Source organism: Sphingopyxis sp. (assembly GCF_035998965.1).
In the GTDB taxonomy this organism is placed as follows: Bacteria; Pseudomonadota; Alphaproteobacteria; order Sphingomonadales; family Sphingomonadaceae; genus Sphingopyxis.
On the sequence record NZ_DASYHE010000055.1, the window covers coordinates 28,136 to 47,169 of the forward strand.

A 19,034-nucleotide genomic window follows, 5' to 3' on the forward strand; every position below is an offset into this window, starting at 1 on the left:
ACTCAGCGGGCGGCGCGGCCTGCTACCTCCCCGATTGGCGCGGCAGCGGTCGCGCTGCCGCCGTGCAGCAGTGGCTGGCCGCCGTCGCCGATGATCGCGAACCCCGCCCAATAATAGGGGTGCGACGTCTGCTTGTCGTCCATCAGGCGCATCTGCGTTCCCCACATCGCGTCGGCGACGCTGGTCCCCTGATTGACCCCGAACAGGCCGCCGATCAGGCGCTTGGTCGCGTCAAAATCATCGGGTGCGGGCCAATGGCTGGCGATCACCGACCGGCCGCCGGCGCCGATGAAGCTGCGCACCAGCCCGTCGAGGGCATTGCCGCCGCCCGAAAGGCCCGCTTCGCGGGTTGCGGCGACCGATGCCGCGCCCGCCGTGTCGCAGGCCGACAGGATGACCAGATCGGCGTTGATCTTGAGGTCGAAGATTTCCTGAAAGGTCAACAGCCCGTCCGAATCATCGCCCCCGAACGAAGTAACCAGCGCCGGGCGCGCCGGGCAGGCGGGGCGCGGCGCGGTGACGAGGCCGTGGGTCGCGAAATGGATGATGCGATAGTCGTCAAGATCGGTACGGCTTTTCACCGCGGTGTCGGTAAAAGCACCGCCGGTAAGCAGGGTTGCGGCATCGCGGCCCATGGCGTTGCTGGCCGTCACCAGTTCGTCGGCCGAGATCGGGCGCGCCCATTGCGACACGTCCCATTGGCAATCGCTGTCAACGGCGGCGCCCGCCGCGCCGCGGCTGCCGAGCGAGGGCAGGGTGGTGCCGTTGATCGGCAGATTCTCGCCGAGCCCGAAATACTGATTGGCCGCCTTTGACGGGGCCGCCTGCCGCGCATTTCGGAACGCGAGCGTCGAGACCGCGGTGCTGGGGCGCGTCGTGCGCCCGAGCCACGCCATTTGGCGCATGTCGAACGGATCGGCGTTGGGGTCGATCAACCGCTGTTCATAGGCGGCCAGTCCGGTGTCTGCGGTAATCAACAGGTTGATCGGCAGCCGCAACATGCCGCCATCGGGTTCAAAGATCAGATGCGCCACCGTGGGCAGCTTGGCCGCGACGGGCGCGAACAACTGGCCATACAGCTTGTACGCAGTGGCGGCGTCGAAGGGGTAGGTGACGCGGCGGCCATTTTCGACGATCGAGATCGTCGAGCGGATCGTATCGACCGCGGTGTCGAGCGCCGCGGCGCTGATGTCCGATTTCCACAGCTGCGCGCCAGTCGGCTCGATCAGCATGGCATAGACCGAATCGCCGACGACCAGCATCTTGAGATAGGCTTCGCCGGTGCGCAGCACCTGTTGCAGCTCCGGCAGGTCGAGCTTGCCCGGGGCGACGACGCGATATTGCGGAAAGGCGCCCAGCGCGACGATCGTTTCGGCCTGCTGGAACGACAGATTGTCGAGCTGGGTCTTCAGATCGGCACGTAGCGCATTGATTTCGGGCGAAACCGGCAATTGCGCCAGCCGCGCATCCTCGATCCGGGCGCGCTCGATATCGCGATTCAGCGTGGTCGCCTGTCGGAACAGCCGCGCGCCATCGTCGCTGCCGCTCGACAATTCGCGCGCCAGCACCGCTTGCGTGTCTGCAACACCGGGGCGAACCTGCAACTGGCTGGCGACGAAGAAATCGCTGACCGCGGTGGGATCGGTCGCGGCGCGGCTGGCGAGCAGGCGGTAATAGGGCGCCATCATGTTCGCCATGCCGGTGGTCGAGCGCTGCGACCCGGCGAGCGCGGTGACGACCTCGCGGTAGATCGCCAGCGCCTTGTCGTCCTGACCATGGCGGGTCAGGAAGGCGGCGTAACGCGCGCGCGCCGAGGCGAGCGCGTTGGTTTCGGGATATTCAACCGCAAGCGCGCTCACTGACTCGAGGAACCGCGCATCGGCGGCGGCGATGTCGCCCAGTGCCTCTTCGGCGAGCGCGAGTTCGCCCAGCATCTGCGACCGCAGGCGGATGATCGAGGTCACGCGGCCTTCGCGTACCGCGAGCGCGTCGGACAGGCCTTTGATCTGCGCCGCCTTGGCCGCCGCACCATTGCCGCGCAGCCGCTCGACGGTGCCGAGCAGATGAACCGCCTGCGCGTCGATGATCTGCGCGCGTTCGAGCGGGGTCAGCCGTTCGCGATCCGATCCTTGCTGGACGGCGCGCGCGGTGCTGCCGCTGTTGACCCCGGCGACGATCGTCGGGGTGAGGGTGACGCTGGCGCCTTCGACGGTGATGGCGTTGGTCAGCGGGGCAATCGGTTGCTGCAACAACTCGGCCGCGCCGTCGTAATCCCGCTGGTTCAAGGCGTTTATGGCGCGGAAGTTGCGGCGCAGGCGCAACTGCACGGGGTCGCTGGTCGGCACCGCCTCGGTTTCGGCGAACAGCCGCTCGGCCTCGCCAAACTCGCCAAGGTTGGAACGTTGCAGCGCGCGGTTCAGCGTGAATTCGGTGGGATCGATGTCGGCGGCCGCTTGATCGCCCTGCGTGCGGCGCGACAGGGATTCGAAGAATTCGGCGGCTTCGGCATAATCGCCGCTGTGGTTGCGGCGATATCCCTCGGCCAGGGCCTTGTCGACGTCGATGGCGCCGGCCAGGGTGCGGGCGAAACCATCGTTCGCCCCCACCGATGTGGTGGCGACCTTGATAACACCCGGGACGACCTTGCGCTGCCGGATCGATTCGAGCGCGAGGTTCAGCGCGTCGCTGTAGGCAGCGAAGCCCTCGACGGTATAGGCCGTGTTGCCGTCACTTTCGATCCGCGTCTGCCAAACGACGCTGCTGTCCTTGACCGTGCAAATTCCGTCGGCGGCGCAGATGACGGTGTCGGCGCGGCCGCGCTCGATGCGCGCTTTCGCCGCGTCGTGGCCGGCGCGGAGCATACGGACATATCCGACCGGCTGGCTGGCGTCGCGGCACAGGATCACCCAGGCGCGGTCGAACATGCCGTCGATCACGCGGTCGCGCACAGTCGCCTGCACCGCGCACAGCGAACCGCCCTGATCGCCGATCGAAAAACTGTCGCGCAGCGTCGGGTCGGTACTTTGCGCCTGCGCCGATCCGGGCGCTGCAAACACGAGCGCTGCCAGTACCGGCAGGCAAAACGGACGTCGAACGGTCATCACCAATCCCCCAAACACAAGGCGAGAGGCGCCCTGCCGACGCATTGGCGGCAAGGCGCAGTCTTCATTGCTGCGGTACGACCCATTCCCTTGGCATGAACCCTAACCCCTTCGCGGATAAAAGGGAAGTGATCAGCGGCACAGCTTGCTTGCGCCCGTCGGGCGCGCCACCTATCTGCAAGGCGACAGTTTCAAACCCGTGAGGACATTATGAGCGGATTCGACGATCGTGAACGCGCCTTCGAGGCGCAATTTGCCCGTGATCAGGATGTGCAGTTCCGCATCACTGCGCGGCGCAACCGGCTGGTCGGCGAATGGGCCGCCGCGCGCATGGGACTGACCCCCGAAGAAACCGACGCTTATGCCAAGGCGGTGGTGCAAGCCGATTTCGAGGAAGCGGGCGACGAGGACGTGATCCGCAAACTGGCGGGCGATCTGACCGCCGCAAATGTGGAGATCAGCGACGCCGAAATCCGCGCCGCGCTGAACGACAAGGCGGTCGAGGCCCGGCGACAGTTTATGGACAGTCAGGGCTGATCCGATGGGGATGCGCGCCGATGATTTGCGGGCGATGATCGCCGCGGCCTTTCCCGATGCCGAGGTCGCGATCACCGATCTGGCGGGCGATAACGACCATTATGCCGCGCATGTGATCAGCGAATCCTTTCGCGGCATGACGCGGGTGGCGCAGCACAAGGCGGTCTATGCGGCGCTTGGCGGACGCATGGGCGGCGAACTTCATGCCTTGCAATTGACCACCGCCGTTCCTTCATAGGAGCCAGCATCTAATTTCTGGCGCAAGGCGCCACCGGAGACGATTATGACCGAACCCACGCATGACCGCATCGCCAAGCTGGTCGCCGACAATCCCGTGCTGCTGTTCATGAAGGGCACGCCGCTGTTCCCGCAATGCGGCTTTTCGTCGCGCGCGATTGCGATGCTCGACCGATTGGGCGTCGAATATGAGACCGTCGACGTGCTGCAGGACATGGAAGTCCGGCAGGGCATCAAGGAATTTTCCGACTGGCCGACGATTCCCCAGCTGTATGTGAAGGGCGAGTTTGTTGGCGGCAGCGACATCATGATGGAAATGTGGGAAGCGGGCGAGCTGCATACGCTGATGACCGGGATTCCGGCGCGGGCGGAATAAGCCGAGCGCAAATGTAACAAGCCCGCCGGAGCGTGCGTTCCGGCGGGCTTTTGTTTGTCTGTTGTGGGGGAGTGGACATCGCTGGCGGCGGCGTCCCCTTTACATTATGCCGTAAGCCATGATCTGGAACATCGTTGATCGAAGAAAGCGGGTTTATCGCTGGAAAGCTGTGAACGCGATTATCGAAGCCTTAGAACACGACAATAGTTGTTCTGATGCAGACCAAGCGCCTGAAACCGATGTATCGATTGTCGTAGATTACGAGCAATTGGAGGGCGTATCGGTCCAGCAAGCCGTAGCTTGGGCTAGCCAACAGAAATGTCCCGTCACGCTTTATCTTTACGACGAGGGGTCAGGGACGACGAGCGAAGAGCATTTCGAAGCGGTCGGCAATCGCATTTAACGATTCCGTCCGCAATTTGTCGTTTTCAGCCTTCGGCCTGTGCCGAAAATGAAAGGTAAAGCTTCCGGGGGGCGGGGCCTTTCGGCCGCTCCGCCCCCCGTCTGCATCGGGGGCAAGTGGGGATTTCCCGGTGGGGGCAGGGGGCATCAGGGACCAGACCGATGCCCCCCACCGCTCCATTTGAGCGGAACACTCGGGAACATCTGAACCTATTCAATCGCCGTGCCAATTTGGCGTAGCGAAGGATATGGGCGGGACACGGTGGTTAGCGATTCCTTACCGCCGTCAGAGCTTGTCAAAAATTCCGACACATTGGCGATCCACCTGTCTCGTTGGGGCGTTCAGCTTCGTTCATCGACCATTCAGCCCATTGACTACATTTGTAGTCGCATCGCAGTTAGGCGGTGCCAATGGGAGGGGTTCTGATGGCAGAAAGAGCAAGCGAGTCGGAGATGCAGGTGCTGTCGGCCCTATGGGACGATGCCCCGCAGACCGCGGCCGACCTGACCACCCGCATCGGCAAGGCCAATGGCTGGACGCAGGCGACGGTCAAGACGTTGCTGGCGCGGCTGGTCCAGAAAGGCGCGGTACACGCCGAGGCCGACGGCCGCCGCTATCTCTATAGCCCCGCGATCGAACGCGCCGATGCCGTTGGCGAGGAATCGCAGCGGTTTGTCGATCGCCTGTTCGGCGGCCGCGTCAGCCCGCTGATCGCGCATCTCGCCGATCGCGAGGCGCTGACCGACACCGACATCGCCGAAATCGAAGCGCTGCTCCGGAAGCTCAAGTCATGAGCGCCGCGACATGGATGCAGGTGTGGGGCGACACCATGCTCTCGACCGCGCTACTCGTGCTGGCGGTGCTGCTGATCCGCAAGCCCTTTGCGCGCCATTTCGGGCCGCGGCTGGCGTATAGCCTGTGGCTGATCCCGGCGTTGCGACTGGTGTTGCCGCCGCTGCCCTTCGCCGATCCGGTTCCTGCGCCCGATAGCGCCGACGTCATGCTGGTCGCGGTCGATGCGCCGATGATGGTTCCGGCCGCCCCCACCTGGTCGTTCGCCGATGCCGTGCCTTATGTCTTTGTCCTTTGGGCGATGGGCATGGCGGCGGTGCTCGCGATGGCGCTGCTGTCGCATCGCCGCTTTCGCGCCGAGGTTCTCGACGAAGCGGTCGAGTTGGAGCCGATCGGGACGATCCGGCTGGTGATGAGCGATGCCGTCGATGGTCCGGTCGCCTTTGGTCTGTGGCACCGCATCGTCGCGGTGCCGCAGGATTTCTTTGCCCGCTATGCCGCTGACGAGCGCGCGCTGGCCGTCGATCACGAGCTGGCGCACCACCGGCATGGCGATTTGTGGGCCAATGCCGCGGCGCTCGTGCTGTTGGCGTCGCAATGGTTCAACCCCTTTGCCTGGCGCGCGATCCGCGCCTTTCGCTTCGATCAGGAGGCAGCGTGCGATGCGCGCGTGCTGACGATGGCCGACGCGGACATGCGCGGCGAGCGGACGGCGCGCTATGCAACCGCGATCGCCAAGGCTGCGGTGGGATCGCGGCTGTCGCTCGCCGCGCCGATGGCGGTTCACGACAATTTGCAGGAGAGGCTGACGATGTTGATGCGGAGGGATATTTCGAAACAGCGCGGGCTGGCGGGCCGGTTGCTGATCGGCGGGGCAACGCTGGCGGTACTGGCGGCGACCGCGACGCTGGTACCGGCGGGGGTGAAGACGGCGACCGCGCAGACGGTCGATATGGCCGAACCGCCCGCGCCGGCGCTGCCGCCCGAGGCGCCGCTGCCCGCCGATGCGCCCGCCGCCCCGGATGCGCCCAGCGTCATGGTCTTCACCGACCATAGCAAGGACGTCACCACCGACAAGGACGGCAAGAAGCGCGAAGTGCATCGCATCGTCATCCGCCGTGACAACGCCGACGCGGGCAAGGCGCCGACGGTGATGTTTGCGCCCGCCGACGGCAAGGACAAGCTGCGCCGCATTGATGTCCGCATGCCGGGCAGCCTGTCGCGCGACGATGTGCTCGCAACGTTGAAGGAACAGGGGGTCACCGGCCAGCAGGCCGAAGCGATCGCCGACAAGCTGGAAGCGAAGCGCAAGGCACGGATGCGGACGGTGCTGGCGCCGATGCCGCCGATGCCGCCCATGCCGCCGATGCCGAATGGCGCCTGGTCGTCCATGCATGGCCAGACGATGGTGCTCGGCAAGTGCGGCGACAGCAAAAAAGCGGCGCCGATCGTCAACCGTGACGAGACCGATGGCAACAAGCGCACCCGCGTCCATATGTTCGCCTGCAACGACAGCGCCGAAGGCAAGGCGGCGCGATTGTCGGCGCTGAAAAAAGCGCGCGAAGCCTTTGTCGAGGGTGAACGCGCCCGCGGCCTGTCCGACGACATGCGCGCCAAGGTCGCCGCCGACCTGGAACGGGCGATCGCCGATATCGAGAAATCGGACCACTAGGTCCGAGCAGCTTCGGCGCCAGCCTTTGCTCCCCGGTGGGGCTGGCGGCAGGGGCGGGGAAGGGAGCGGGCGACCGCTCCCTTTTTCGTGTGGGTGAGCGGCGGATGGTGCCAATCCTCCCCGGCACGGGGAGGGGGACCACCCGAAGGGTGGTGGAGGGGCATAGGATGTTTATGCTGCGCTAGATTGAGGAGCCCATTTCTCCGCATGTTGCCGTCGACCGCCGTGTCAACGGCAAGGCAAACCGCCTGTGCCCCTCCACCAGCTTCGCTGGTCCCCCTCCCCCGTTGGGGGAGGATCGCTTAGGTACGCAACCGGCCATTATCGCCAAATGATCGCCGCCACCCCTTTCGTTCGGGCGCCCGCAGTGCCACATGACACCCATGAGCGAAGACAAGCCCTGGCCCGACAGCATCCGCGCCGGCGATTGCGAGCAGCATGAGCCGCTGGTCCGCCGCGTCCTGGCGCCGAACCCGTCGCCCTATACCTTTACCGGCACCCAGACCTGGATTGTCGGTGCGGGCAGCGATGTTGCAGTGATCGATCCGGGGCCGACCGGCAGCGGTTTCAGCGTGGGCGACCCTGCCGACGCCAACGGCGTCGGGCATGTCGATGCGATTCTGCGCGCGGTTGGTGATGCACGTGTCGCCGCAATCCTGTGCACCCATACCCACCGCGACCACAGCCCCGCCGCGGCGCCGCTGAAAGCCGCGACGGGCGCTCCGATCATCGGCTGCGCGCCGCTGGCGCTGCGCGACGACGGCCCGCGCGCCGATTCGGCGTTCGATCCCGATTATGCGCCCGACCGCGTGCTGACCGACGGCGAGCGCATAGCGGGCGACGGGTGGACGATCGAAGCGGTCGCGACCCCGGGGCACACATCGAACCATCTCTGCTTTGCGCTGGTCGAGAGCGGCGCGCTGTTTACTGGCGACCATGTCATGGCCTGGTCGACCAGTGTCGTCAGCCCGCCTGACGGCGACATGGCGGCTTATATGGCCAGCCTGTCGAAGCTGTATGAGCGCGAGGATCGCGTCTATTATCCCGCGCACGGCCCCGCGGTCACCAAGCCGCGGCAATTGGTTCGCGGCATGTTGGGCCACCGCAAACAGCGCGAGCGACAGATTTTGCGCGAGCTGGAAAAGGGCACCCGGGTCATCCCCGCCATGGTCGCGCATATGTACAAAGGGCTAGACCCGCGGCTGACCGGCGCCGCCGGTCGCTCGGTGCTCGCACATCTGTTCGACTTGCGCGCCCGCGGCGTGGTGCGCGAGCGCGATGACGAATGGGAACTGGCCTGACATGATCTTGACGATCCTGCTTGCCGCGGCGCAGCCCGCCGCCGACGCCGCGCCTGCGTCAACTCCGCATATTGTGGAGCTGGTCGCGAAAGAGGACGGCGCGCATTGCCTGCCCGACGGGCAAATATGTTTCGCGCTGCCTGGTGAGGCTGACGCGGAGGGGCTGCCAGCCAATTTGGTCATATCCTTTCCCGGCTCAGGCGACGCTGAAAAGACCGTGCTGCCGCTTCCCGTCATCGCGGGCGAGCCGCAGACATTGCGGCTATGGCCACAGGCGGTTTGGGTGCGCAGCGGCGATGAAGCCGATGGCCAACCAGGGCTGGAGATGCTGGTCGGGGTGATTGGTGAACAGCGCGCGATGTATTCGGGCGGCGGCGGCACGGGCAGTCGGCTGCACCTGCTACGCTTTGGCATGGCGCCGCACGCGATAGCACTGAGCGGCGAAGTGCTCGATGTGGTTTGGAACAGCTCGCTGATGATCCGCGCCTGTTTTTCGGAGCAGGATGCGAAGGACAGGCTCGACGCCTGTCACGACGAATATGAGTATAAGGCGGTGCTGAAACCGGGCCCCAACGACGGCGGCGAATTGCCGTCACTCACCTATCGCAGCTTTGCCACCGCCTATCCGCAGACGTCGCGTCGGGGTGAGGACAATAGCGGCCAGAAGCTCAAGATCGGCGACCTTGCCCATTGGAAGGATGCCGAATGCAGCTACGAACGCGTGCTGCGCCACAATCCTGCGACGGGTCGTTATGAAATGGATCGCCCCGCGCCCGATTGTTCGAGCTATACAACCCCATGACCACGAATCCCTCCTCGTCCGCCCCGCGCCTTCTTTCGCGCCTGATCCTGCTCGCTGCTGCCGCAATGCTGTTGCTCGCCGTCTGGTGGGCGGTGTCGGCGTGGCGCGACTGGCAAAAGGGCTATGATCCCGAAACCGTCGTCGCCGCGAGCTTGCAGGGTTTGCAGGAACAGAATGTCCTCGTGCCGTTCACCGCGCGCTATGTCGCGGTGGTGACCTCCACGCAGAGCCGGATGGGGTTGAGCGCGAAGAAGACGCTGATCATGCCCGGAACGGTGCGGTATGAGGTCGATCTGGGCAAGCTCAAGCAGTCCGATCTCGAATGGGATGCCGCCACCAATGCCTTGACCGTCACCCTGCCGCCGCTGCGCCTGGCCGGGCCTGAAATCGACCTCAATGCGATCAGCGAGTTTCGCGATGGCACGATCCTGTTGACCTTGACCGACGCCGAAGCCTCGCTCGACGCCGCCAACCAGAAGGCAGCGCAGGACGAGCTGATCAAGCAGGCAAAGGGGGCGACCCCGATGCGGCTGGCGCAGGGTGCAGCGCGCAACGCCGTCGAACAAAGCTTTGCCATGCCGCTCAAGGCTGCGGGGATCGATGCGAAGGTGACCGCGCGCTTTGCCAACACGCCTGAAAGCTGAATCGCCGAATTGCTCCCAGGGGTGGCCGCGTGTAGGAGGGGCGCAATCTCCTGCATGACAAGGACGAACGATGACTGCTCCCATCCGCGAGAATCTCTCGGGCCTCGACCTCCGCGCTGAAATCGAGCGCCTCCGCAAAGACCGCAACGCGGTGATCCTGGCGCATTATTACCAAAAGCCCGAGATTCAGGATCTGGCCGATTTCGTCGGCGATTCGCTCGAGCTGTCGCGCAAGGCGGCGGACACCGACGCGGACGTCATCGCGTTCTGCGGTGTGAAGTTCATGGCCGAGACCGCGAAGATACTGAGCCCGGAAAAGATCGTCATCCTGCCCGACATGGATGCCGGGTGCAGCCTAGAGGACAGCTGTCCGCCGGAACAGTTCAAACGTTTCCGCGAAAAGCACCCCGACCATATCGCGCTGACCTACATCAACTGCTCGGCCGCGGTGAAGGCATTGAGCGACATCATTGTCACCTCGTCGAGCGCCGAGACGATCATCAGCCAGATTCCCGAAAACCAGCCGATCATCTTTGGCCCCGACCGCCACCTTGGCGGTTATCTCAACCGCAAGTTTGGCCGCGAGATGCTGCTGTGGCCGGGCGTGTGCATCGTCCACGAGGCGTTCAGCGAAACCGAGCTGATCAAGCTTAAGGCACAGCACCCCGGCGCGCCGGTCGCGGCGCACCCCGAATGTCCGCCGCACATCGTCGACCATGCCGATTATGTCGGGTCGACCAGCGGCATCCTGCAATTCGCCAAGAGCTTTCCGGGCGACACGCTGATTGTCGCGACCGAGCCGCACATCATCCACCAGATGGAACTGGCGATCCCCGAAAAGACCTTCATCGGGGCGCCGGGCGCCGACGGCAACTGCAACTGCAACATCTGCCCGTACATGGCGCTCAACACGATGGAAAAGCTCTACCTCGCGCTGCGCGACCTGAAACCGCAGATCGAGATGGAAGAAGGCTTGCGACTGGCGGCGCGCAAGAGCCTCGACCGCATGCTGGAAATGGCATCGGGGACGATCGGGAAGGGTGATTTGGGACGGGCGTGACCCAGAAGGTGAGTCGGATTTCCGACTAGCCACCCCGAGTCGGGCAACGCCCCGTCCTCGCTAGCTGCAAATCGGGCTCCGAAAATGCTGCACCATTGTTACAAAAATGCTGCACCGAATCCGCATGTTGCTAATGCCGGACTTATCCACAGCGACTGACGCTTGGGCAGGGCAGTTGGGCGTTTTTCGGTTGGCGCCCGGAACGCTTCATGTCAGCTTCAAATCATCGGACGACAGAGACGAAAGACCGCCGGGACATCAAGGGTAGTTGCAAGACTAGCCAGAAGAGAACGGATCGGACTTACGAGGAAATCGACCGATAGCCTGGTCACGGAACGTAGCGATTCCCACGAGTTGATGCGAACCCGATCGGGTACAGGAAATGCAGTCCATCGCTTGGACAGCGACCGCTTCGGCGGACGCAGGAAGAGATGATGAAGGGCTTTCCAGGTGCGGCCGGCCCCCGAAAGGGGGCCGACCAAACCGTCGCCGGATTGTTCCGGCATGTGCCGCAACGCATCGTTTTGCGGGCTGCTGATCGCAAGAGAAGCAGACCGGGATGACGTGAGGCGGCGGATGTGGAGCAGGACCGGATAGTGGGGGTTGGCAGCGATGTCGGCCCCCATTTCGTTTGGGCGCCGCGCGCCCCGTGGCCAACCCGCGCCACAACGGTTTTCGACATTTATTTTCGCCCATGTGACGATCGTCACATCGCCGTCAAACGCGGCTGCTTATAGCCGTGATTGCGACCCGGAGCAGTTCTTCGATCTGGAACTGATCCCACTTTCCCGGCCGTGCTCTTTGGGGCCGGCCGGGAACCTTTCGCTTCCTCTCCGCATTATGTCGGCATCGTTGAAACGATGTCTGGGCGCGACCGGACGTTTTATTTCAGCCGGGTATCTGCGTTTGCCCGGCGGTTCAGGAAGGGAAAAATCATGGGCTTGATCATCACTTTGATCGTTGGCGGTATCATCGGCTGGCTGGCGAGCATCGTCATGCGCACCGACGCGCAGCAGGGGATCATATTGAATGTCGTCGTCGGCATTGTCGGGGCGTTTCTCGGCAACTTCCTCGGCAGCTTTTTCGGCATGGGCGCCAGCCTCGATACCTTCAGCCCGATCGGTCTGTTGTGGGCGTTCATCGGTGCGGTGGTGCTGCTTGGTATCATCAACCTGATCCGCCGCGGCAGCGTACGTTAAAAACAGCGAATGGCGGCGGTGCCAATGGCACCGCTGCCATTCTGCTAGGCGTTCTGGAATATCTGGGTTACCAATGCTCTGCCCGCCTCGGCGGGCACCATCTCTGATCGTAGGGGGTCAATATCATGGATTTCATTATCGCAATCATCATGGGCGGCGTCATCGGCTGGCTGGCCAGCATCGTGATGCGCACCGATGCGCAGCAGGGCATTTTCCTGAACATCATCGTCGGCTGTATCGGATCGATCCTGGGCCGTTTTCTGTTCGGTCAGTTCCTCGGTGGCGGTCACCTGCGCGGTAACGCCTTTGACCCGATGACCCTGCTGACCGCCTTTATCGGCGCGGTCGTGCTGCTCGCTATCGTCAATCTGGTACGGCGCGGTCGCGTTCGCTGACGCGCTAGATAACCGGCAGCGGTCCCTCGGGGCCGACCGGATCAAAGGGTGGCTCGCCGTCAGGCGCGCCGCCCTTTTTCATGGCTGCAACCACTGGAAATCGCGATCATATCCGCTTATGACCCGCGCCCCGGGGCGCAGGCAGAGAGGCAAAGATTGGCCTCTTGCATATGGTGATTTAATTGGGTAACACACCTCATGCGGGATTTCGGTCCTGTCGTGCGGGCCTGAGGGGGCGGAGCGCTGTCGTGCTCGCTGCATCGGATGCCGCTGGAGGCAGGGAGGAATAGGCGTGAATTACGAGCGGAAAGTGGATGTGATGGACAGCCTCGCGGGTTCGACCCATAGCTATTATGACGAGGCAGACAGCCGCCGCAAGCGGACGCGGCTGATCATCGCATTGGTGCTGATCGCACTGGCACTGGCAGCGGCGTGGTACGCGTTCAGTTCGAGCAAAGACGGCGCCGCGGGCGCTGGCGGTGTAGCGAGCGGCGAAGGTGCGGCGGCGGTGCCCAGCATCACCGTGATGATCCCCGGCCGCCAGTCGGTCCAGGCGACGATCTCGACCAACGGCACGATCGCCGCCCGCCGCGAAATGCCGGTTGGCGTCGCTGGCGAAGGCGGGCAGGTCGTTCGCGTGCTGGTCGAGCCCGGCCAATGGGTCGGTGCCGGGCAGCCGCTCGCGATCATCGATCGCGCGGTTCAGACTCAGCAGGCCGCCAGCCTTGCCGCCTCGATCCGCGTTGCGCAGGCCGATGCCGATCTGGCGCAGGCCGAACTGACCCGCGCCGATGCGCTGGTCGCCCGCGGCTTTATTTCGAAAGCGGACATGGACCGCAAGCGCGCAACCCGTGATGCTGCCAATGCGCGCGTCCGCGTGGCACAGGCGCAATATGCCGAGGCGCAGGCGCGCAACGGCCGCCTCAATATCGTCGCTCCCGCGGCGGGGCTGGTGCTGACGCGGCAGGTCGAAACGGGTCAGATCGTCAGCGCCGGCAGCGGCGTCTTGTTTCGCATGGCGCGCGGCGGCGAGATGGAATTGATGGCGCAGATGGCCGAAGCCGATCTGCAACGCGTCCGGGTCGGCACCCGCGCCACGATCACCCCGGTCGGCAGCAATCTGAATATCGACGGACAAGTGTGGCAGGTTTCGCCGGTGATCGATCCCAACACGCGCCAAGGCATGGTCCGCATCGCGGTGCCATATAGCGCGGCGCTTCGCCCCGGTGGCTTTGCCGACGCGCGGCTGGTGTCGGGTACCGAAGAGGCGCCATTGCTCCCCGAAAGCGCGGTGCAAAGCGGCGCCGAAGGCAATTATGTGCTACTCGTCGATAACAAGAACACCATCCAGCGCCGCGCGGTCAAGGTTGGCACCGTTACCGATAGCGGCGTGTCCATCGCGTCGGGCCTGACCGGCACCGAACGGGTGGTCGTGCTGGCCGGTGCGTTTCTGAATGTCGGCGACAAGGTGAAGCCGGTGGTTCAGAAATCGTCGCAATAATCCTCCCCGATCGCGTGCGCGCAAAAGGCGTTTGAATCATGAGCTTTCGCAACATTTCCGCCTGGTGCATCCGCAATCCGGTGCCGCCGATCGTCATGTTCGTGCTGTTACTGTTGGCGGGGATCGTCAGTTTCAACCGGATGGACGTCAACGATCAGCCTGACGTCGAATTTCCCGCGGTGCAGGTGATCGTCTCGCAGCCGGGCGCGGCGCCGTCGGAGCTGGAAACACAGGTCACCCAGCGCGTCGAGGCCGCGATCCGCGGCGTCAGTGGCGTTGACGAGATGTCATCTTATGTGGGGGAAGGGAACAGCCGCACATTCGTCCAGTTTGCGATTGGTACCCCGATCGACCGCGCTTACAACGACGTCAATCAGGCCGTTCAGCAGATCCGCAGCGACCTGCCCGATGGCATATTGGAGCCGCAGGTCGTGCGCGTCGATATTGCCGGCGGCCCGATCACCTATTTTGCCGTCGAGGCATCGGACATGACGCTGGAACAGCTGTCATGGTATGTCGATAACAGCGTCGCAAAAGAGCTGCTGTCGATCCCGGGGATGAGTCAGGTGCGCCGTTCGGGCGGCGTCGATCGCGAGATCCGCGTCATCCTCGATCCCGCGCGCATGCAAAGCTATGGCCTGACCGCCAGTCAGGTGAACCAGCAGCTGCGCCAGACCAATGTCAACGCCGCGGGCGGTCGCACCGAAATCGCCGGGTCCGAACAGGCCGTGCGCGTGCTCGGCAACGCAGCCAATGCGTTCGAACTGGGCGACACGCGCCTGTCGATCGGCAATGGCCGCACCGTGCGCCTGTCCGACGTCGCGAAGGTCACCGATGGCTATGCCGAACAGCGCAACCTGGCGAAGATCAAGGGCCGCCAGGTGCTCAGCTTTTCGATCGAAAAGGCCAAGGGCGCATCGGACGTGTCGGTCCATGACGAGACGATGAAGAAGCTTGAGGAGATCAAGAAGGCCAATCCCAAGGTCGATTTCAAAATCCTGTTCACCCGCACCGAATATACCAAGGAACAATATCGCAGCTCGATGCTCGCGATGGGCGAGGGCGCCGTGCTGGCGGTTTTCGTCGTGTTCCTGTTCCTGCGCGACTGGCGCGCGACCTTAATATCCGCGCTCGCGATCCCGTTGTCGGCGATTCCGACCTTTTGGTTCATGGACCTGATGGGCTTTTCGCTGAACAGCCTGTCGTTGCTCGCGCTCAGCCTGGTTGCGGGGGTGCTCGTCGACGATGCGATCGTCGAGATCGAAAATATCGTCCGGCACATGCGCATGGGCAAGACTGCCTATCAGGCGTCGATCGACGCCGCCGACGAGATCGGTCTGGCGGTCGTCGCGACAACGATGTCGATCGTCGCCGTGTTCCTGCCGGTGGCGCTGATGCCCGGCATTTCGGGGCAGTTCTTTGTCCAGTTCGGGATGACGGTCGTCTTTGCCGTTCTCGTCAGTCTGGCCGTCGCGCGCATGATCACCCCGATGATTGCCGCCTATTTCCTGTCGGCGCAGGGCGAACAGGAACATGCGGCGGGGCCGTGGGTCGATCGCTATGAGCGGCTGCTGGCGTGGACGCTCGACAGCCGGAAGCAGCAGGCGAAGAAGGCGGGCTATGAAGTCGTTTCGACGCGGTTGATGTACTTCATTGTTCCGTTCATTTTGGCTGCAGCTGCGCTCATCTTTATGATCTTCGGCTATTTTCAGCCGGTTCCGGCTGGGCAGGATGGTCCGAACCCGGCGGTCCATTTCCTTATTCTGACGCCACTTGCCGCGATCACCGCGTTTCTCGTGACAAGTTTGGTTCTCGTTATTTTCGGTGCGCTGGTCGTCTGGACCAACCGCGAAGAGCCGACTGCGATCCTGAAGGCCTATGCTTGGGCTGGCTTCGGCGTCGCGGTAATATGCGCGCTGCTTTGGCTGATCGGAATGCTGGCATCGACGGAAGCCGTTTTGAAGGCTTGGGCGACCGTTATGATACCCGCCGCTGCGTTGGGCGTGCTGGCGTGGCTTTTTGGGCGGCTATTCGGCGCGCATAATTGGCGCTTCAGTCTCTGGGCCCACTTTATGGCCCAGCGCGCCCATGCGCGCCTGCACGACCATCGCGTGTGGATCGTCGGTATCGGGCTGTTCGCTTTCCTGTCCAGCATCGGCCTGTTCATGGTGCTGCCGCAACAGTTCCAGCCGACGACGAACAGCGATTACAGCCAGGTGCGCTACGAATTGCCGCCGGGCTCGACGCTGGCGCAAAGCGAGAATATCGTGCGGCAGATTGGGGATATCCTCGACAACAGCCCCGAGGTTCAAACCGCATTTTACGACGTCAATGTCGGCGGCGGCAATGGTTTCATCACGCTCAAGAAAGAGCGCGAGATCAGCAGCGTCGATTGGGAACGCAACCTGCAACCGAAACTGGCGGCGATCCCCGACGCGCGGGTGTCGTTCCAAAGCCAATCGGGCGGCTTTTCGGGCCGCGACATCACGATGGTCATCGGTGGCGACGATCCGGTCGCGCTGGAAAAGCATGCGCGCACCATCGTCACCCAGATGGGCGGGGTAAAGGAATTGCGCGCGCCGCGCATCGAAGGCGACATTCCGCGTCCCGAAATCATCGTCAATCCGCGCATGGACCTCGCCGCCGAACTTGGCGTGACCACCGCGGCGCTCAGCCAGACGATCCGCATCGCGACCTTGGGCGATATCGATCAGAATGCGGCGAAATTCTCGCTGTCCGACCGTCAGATCCCGATCCGGGTGCTGCTCTCTGAAGATTCGCGTCGTAGTCTGGCGACGATCGAAAATCTGCCGGTGCCGACCTCGCGCGGCGGCACCGTCCCGCTGAAGTCGGTGGCCGAGATCGGGTTCGGCGCCGGGCCGACCGAATTGCGCCGCTATAACCAAACGCGGCGCATCGTGATCGGTGCCGACTTGGCCCCGGGGCTGGTCACCGGCGAAGCGCAGAAAAAGATCGACGCACTGCCCGCGGTCAAGAATATGCCGCAGGGTATCCGCAGGGTGGTGCAGGGCGATGCCAAGTGGCAGGCCGAACTGATCAACAACTTCATCATCGCAGTGGTGTCGGGGTTGCTTCTCGTCTTTGCGACGCTGGTCCTGCTCTATCGCCGCTTCCTGTCGCCGCTGGTCAATATGTCGTCGCTGCTGCTCGCGCCGCTTGGCGGCCTGCTCGGCCTAGCGATTGCCGGAATGGAAATTTCGATGCCGGTCTATATCGGCTTGCTCATGCTGCTTGGCATCGTGGCCAAAAACTCGATCCTGCTTGTCGATTTTGCAATCGAGGAAATGGACCATGGCGTCGGCAAGATGGAGGCTTTGCTCGATGCCGGGCGCAAGCGTGCGCAGCCGATCGTCATGACCACGGTCGCCATGGTCGCGGGCATGGTGCCCACCGCATTGTCGCTGTCGGGCGACGGCGCGTGGCGCGCCCCGATGGGCGTTGTCGTGATCGGCGGCCTGATCCTGTCGACGTTGCTGACGCTGCTGATTGTTCCGGCTGGCTTCAGTCTGGCCGACAGTATCGAAAAGCGGCTCGGCCGCTTCTTCTCGCGCAATCTGCTCACCTATGAGGAGGGCGACGACACCAAACCACATGGTGTGCCTGCGCCGCAGCCGGCCGAGTGATCGGGCGCGGCCGAATGTGCTGCGTTGGTTGCAACTTTTGCGGCGCTTCGCCATTTTAGGCGGATGATGGACAAAATTTCGACCCCGGATGAAACCGGAAGCGCCCACCCCCTGCGGGTGGGCGTTGCCGTTCCGACCGGCGGTTTGAACATCCGTGTCGTCGCCACCGGTATGCTGGTGGCGATGGCGCTGGTGTTCGTCACCGCCAAATTTTATCAGGATGTCCATCCCGCGGTGGGCTTTGTCCGCGCCTTTGCCGAGGCGGCGATGGTGGGCGGGCTGGCCGACTGGTTCGCGGTCACCGCGCTGTTCCGCCACCCGATGGGGTTGCCGATCCCACACACCGCGATCGTGCCGCGCAACAAGAACCGTATCGGCGACACGCTGGCGCGCTTCCTGCTCACTAATTTCCTGTTGCCGCGCCTGATCGCCCGCAAGATGCAGACGCTGGATGTCGCGGGCGCGGTGGGGGCGTTTTTGTCGCAGCCGGCAGAAGGCGGCGGACGGCTGAAGCTTGGCGCCTCGCGGATTATCGCCGATGCGCTGGGCGCGCTGGATCAACAGCGCCTTGGCGGGATGGTCAAATCGGCGATTGCCGATCGCCTGCGCGAGCTGGATGTCGCTCCGCTACTGGGGCAGGCGTTGCAGGCCGCGCTGGCCGAAGGACGGCACCAGCCGTTGCTGGATGCGATGGTCAAATGGGGGTCGAAGACGCTCGAACTCAACGAGCATCTGATCCACCAGATGGTGCACGATAATTCGAACGCCATTGTGCGTTTCACTGGGCTGGACGAAAGCATTTCCAAGCGCATCGTCGCCGGGCTGTCGAAGCTGCTCAGTGAAATGGCGGTCGACGAAACCCACCCGCTGCGCATCCGCGTCGAGGAAGGGCTGGCCAAGATGGCGCTCGACCTGCAACATGATGCCGCGGTGCAGGCCAAGGTCGCCAACGTCCGCGACGAGTTGCTCGAAAACAAGGCAGTCAAGCGCTGGCTTGACGGCTTGTGGGAACAGGGCCGCGGCGCGCTACTCAAGGCGGCGCGGAATCCCGACACCATGCTGGCGGGCCGGATCGGCGAGCTGGTGACGCAATTTGGCGCGATGCTGGGCGAGGATGCCCATATCAAGCGCACGCTCAACCGCTACGCGCGCCGCGCCGTCGTCGGCATGGTCGACAGCTATGGCGAAACCGCGCTGAAACTGGTGTCCGACACGATCCGCGGCTGGGATGCCAAGACGATCTCTGACCGGCTGGAAAGCGCGGTGGGCGACGACCTGCAATATATCCGGATCAACGGGACGCTGGTTGGTGGCTTGGTCGGCGTGTTGATCCACACGGTGGATGTGTTGATTTAGAAAGCCCGACAAAC

The 19,034-nt window shown here is 63.7% G+C and carries 16 protein-coding genes; 15 read left to right on the forward strand and 1 reads right to left on the reverse strand.

Features of this window, described 5'->3' with window-relative positions; genetic code table 11:
- Positions 1–2: 2 nt before the first annotated feature.
- Complete coding sequence (locus VGN68_RS09985; protein WP_327476284.1) at positions 3–3,101, reverse strand: CHAT domain-containing protein; 3,099 nt, start codon at positions 3,099–3,101, stop codon at positions 3–5.
- 210 nt (positions 3,102–3,311) lie between these two features.
- Between VGN68_RS09985 and VGN68_RS09990 the strand changes: the two genes are divergently transcribed.
- From VGN68_RS09990 to VGN68_RS10060, 15 genes are all read left to right on the forward strand, one after another.
- A complete protein-coding gene (locus tag VGN68_RS09990; protein ID WP_293703918.1) occupies positions 3,312–3,638 on the forward strand; it encodes a DUF1476 domain-containing protein in 327 nt (108 codons plus the stop codon).
- 4 nt (positions 3,639–3,642) lie between these two features.
- Positions 3,643–3,876 (forward strand): BolA family protein, encoded by a 234-nt coding sequence (locus VGN68_RS09995; protein ID WP_293703916.1) that lies wholly within the window; start codon positions 3,643–3,645, stop codon positions 3,874–3,876.
- A gap of 45 nt (positions 3,877–3,921) precedes the next feature.
- Complete coding sequence (gene grxD / locus VGN68_RS10000) at positions 3,922–4,251, forward strand: Grx4 family monothiol glutaredoxin (protein WP_088441239.1); 330 nt, start codon at positions 3,922–3,924, stop codon at positions 4,249–4,251.
- Positions 4,252–4,369: 118 nt separating this feature from the next.
- Positions 4,370–4,654, forward strand: a complete 285-nt coding sequence (locus VGN68_RS10005; RefSeq protein WP_327476286.1) for a hypothetical protein — start codon at positions 4,370–4,372, stop codon at positions 4,652–4,654.
- 425 nt (positions 4,655–5,079) lie between these two features.
- Complete coding sequence (locus VGN68_RS10010) at positions 5,080–5,448, forward strand: BlaI/MecI/CopY family transcriptional regulator (RefSeq protein WP_327476288.1); 369 nt, start codon at positions 5,080–5,082, stop codon at positions 5,446–5,448.
- Positions 5,445–7,118: a M56 family metallopeptidase gene (locus VGN68_RS10015; protein WP_327476290.1), complete on the forward strand. Its 1,674-nt coding sequence runs from the start codon at positions 5,445–5,447 to the stop codon at positions 7,116–7,118. Before VGN68_RS10010 ends, VGN68_RS10015 begins: the two co-directional genes overlap by 4 nt.
- A gap of 383 nt (positions 7,119–7,501) precedes the next feature.
- Positions 7,502–8,419 carry an MBL fold metallo-hydrolase gene (locus tag VGN68_RS10020; RefSeq protein ID WP_327476331.1) on the forward strand — a complete coding sequence of 306 codons (918 nt, stop codon included), beginning with the start codon at positions 7,502–7,504 and terminating at the stop codon, positions 8,417–8,419.
- A gap of 1 nt (position 8,420) precedes the next feature.
- Positions 8,421–9,221, forward strand: a complete 801-nt coding sequence (locus VGN68_RS10025) for a hypothetical protein (RefSeq protein ID WP_327476292.1) — start codon at positions 8,421–8,423, stop codon at positions 9,219–9,221.
- Complete coding sequence (locus VGN68_RS10030; RefSeq protein ID WP_327476294.1) at positions 9,218–9,865, forward strand: DUF4230 domain-containing protein; 648 nt, start codon at positions 9,218–9,220, stop codon at positions 9,863–9,865. The genes VGN68_RS10025 and VGN68_RS10030 overlap by 4 nt, the downstream gene beginning before the upstream one ends.
- A 70-nt stretch (positions 9,866–9,935) precedes the next feature.
- Positions 9,936–10,925, forward strand: a complete 990-nt coding sequence (gene nadA / locus VGN68_RS10035) for a quinolinate synthase NadA (protein WP_327476296.1) — start codon at positions 9,936–9,938, stop codon at positions 10,923–10,925.
- A gap of 935 nt (positions 10,926–11,860) precedes the next feature.
- The gene (locus VGN68_RS10040; protein WP_039572182.1) at positions 11,861–12,124 is read left to right on the forward strand and encodes a GlsB/YeaQ/YmgE family stress response membrane protein; all 264 of its coding nucleotides are present in this window, start codon (positions 11,861–11,863) and stop codon (positions 12,122–12,124) included.
- A 125-nt stretch (positions 12,125–12,249) separates the two neighbouring features.
- Positions 12,250–12,519 (forward strand): GlsB/YeaQ/YmgE family stress response membrane protein, encoded by a 270-nt coding sequence (locus tag VGN68_RS10045; protein WP_088441227.1) that lies wholly within the window; start codon positions 12,250–12,252, stop codon positions 12,517–12,519.
- 292 nt (positions 12,520–12,811) lie between these two features.
- Positions 12,812–14,020 (forward strand): efflux RND transporter periplasmic adaptor subunit, encoded by a 1,209-nt coding sequence (locus tag VGN68_RS10050; RefSeq protein WP_414713035.1) that lies wholly within the window; start codon positions 12,812–12,814, stop codon positions 14,018–14,020.
- Between the two features lie 38 nt (positions 14,021–14,058).
- Positions 14,059–17,664 carry an efflux RND transporter permease subunit gene (locus VGN68_RS10055; protein WP_327476299.1) on the forward strand — a complete coding sequence of 1,202 codons (3,606 nt, stop codon included), beginning with the start codon at positions 14,059–14,061 and terminating at the stop codon, positions 17,662–17,664.
- 66 nt (positions 17,665–17,730) lie between these two features.
- Positions 17,731–19,020, forward strand: a complete 1,290-nt coding sequence (locus VGN68_RS10060) for a DUF445 domain-containing protein (RefSeq protein WP_414713036.1) — start codon at positions 17,731–17,733, stop codon at positions 19,018–19,020.
- The last annotated feature ends 14 nt before the right edge of the window (positions 19,021–19,034 follow it).

What these genes read in the sequence shown, in the direction of transcription:
- VGN68_RS10030 (WP_327476294.1), top strand. Translation starts at nt 9,218, where the DNA reads ATGACCACGAATCCCTCCTCGTCCGCCCCGCGCCTTCTTTCGCGCCTG.
- VGN68_RS10060 (WP_414713036.1), top strand. Translation starts at nt 17,731, where the DNA reads ATGGACAAAATTTCGACCCCGGATGAAACCGGAAGCGCCCACCCCCTG.
- VGN68_RS10020 (WP_327476331.1), top strand. Translation starts at nt 7,502, where the DNA reads ATGAGCGAAGACAAGCCCTGGCCCGACAGCATCCGCGCCGGCGATTGC.
- VGN68_RS09990 (WP_293703918.1), top strand. Translation starts at nt 3,312, where the DNA reads ATGAGCGGATTCGACGATCGTGAACGCGCCTTCGAGGCGCAATTTGCC.
- VGN68_RS10010 (WP_327476288.1), top strand. Translation starts at nt 5,080, where the DNA reads ATGGCAGAAAGAGCAAGCGAGTCGGAGATGCAGGTGCTGTCGGCCCTA.
- grxD (WP_088441239.1), top strand. Translation starts at nt 3,922, where the DNA reads ATGACCGAACCCACGCATGACCGCATCGCCAAGCTGGTCGCCGACAAT.
- VGN68_RS10015 (WP_327476290.1), top strand. Translation starts at nt 5,445, where the DNA reads ATGAGCGCCGCGACATGGATGCAGGTGTGGGGCGACACCATGCTCTCG.
- VGN68_RS10005 (WP_327476286.1), top strand. Translation starts at nt 4,370, where the DNA reads ATGATCTGGAACATCGTTGATCGAAGAAAGCGGGTTTATCGCTGGAAA.
- VGN68_RS10055 (WP_327476299.1), top strand. Translation starts at nt 14,059, where the DNA reads ATGAGCTTTCGCAACATTTCCGCCTGGTGCATCCGCAATCCGGTGCCG.
- VGN68_RS10040 (WP_039572182.1), top strand. Translation starts at nt 11,861, where the DNA reads ATGGGCTTGATCATCACTTTGATCGTTGGCGGTATCATCGGCTGGCTG.
- VGN68_RS09985 (WP_327476284.1), bottom strand. Translation starts at nt 3,101, where the DNA reads ATGACCGTTCGACGTCCGTTTTGCCTGCCGGTACTGGCAGCGCTCGTG.
- VGN68_RS09995 (WP_293703916.1), top strand. Translation starts at nt 3,643, where the DNA reads ATGGGGATGCGCGCCGATGATTTGCGGGCGATGATCGCCGCGGCCTTT.
- VGN68_RS10045 (WP_088441227.1), top strand. Translation starts at nt 12,250, where the DNA reads ATGGATTTCATTATCGCAATCATCATGGGCGGCGTCATCGGCTGGCTG.
- VGN68_RS10025 (WP_327476292.1), top strand. Translation starts at nt 8,421, where the DNA reads ATGATCTTGACGATCCTGCTTGCCGCGGCGCAGCCCGCCGCCGACGCC.
- nadA (WP_327476296.1), top strand. Translation starts at nt 9,936, where the DNA reads ATGACTGCTCCCATCCGCGAGAATCTCTCGGGCCTCGACCTCCGCGCT.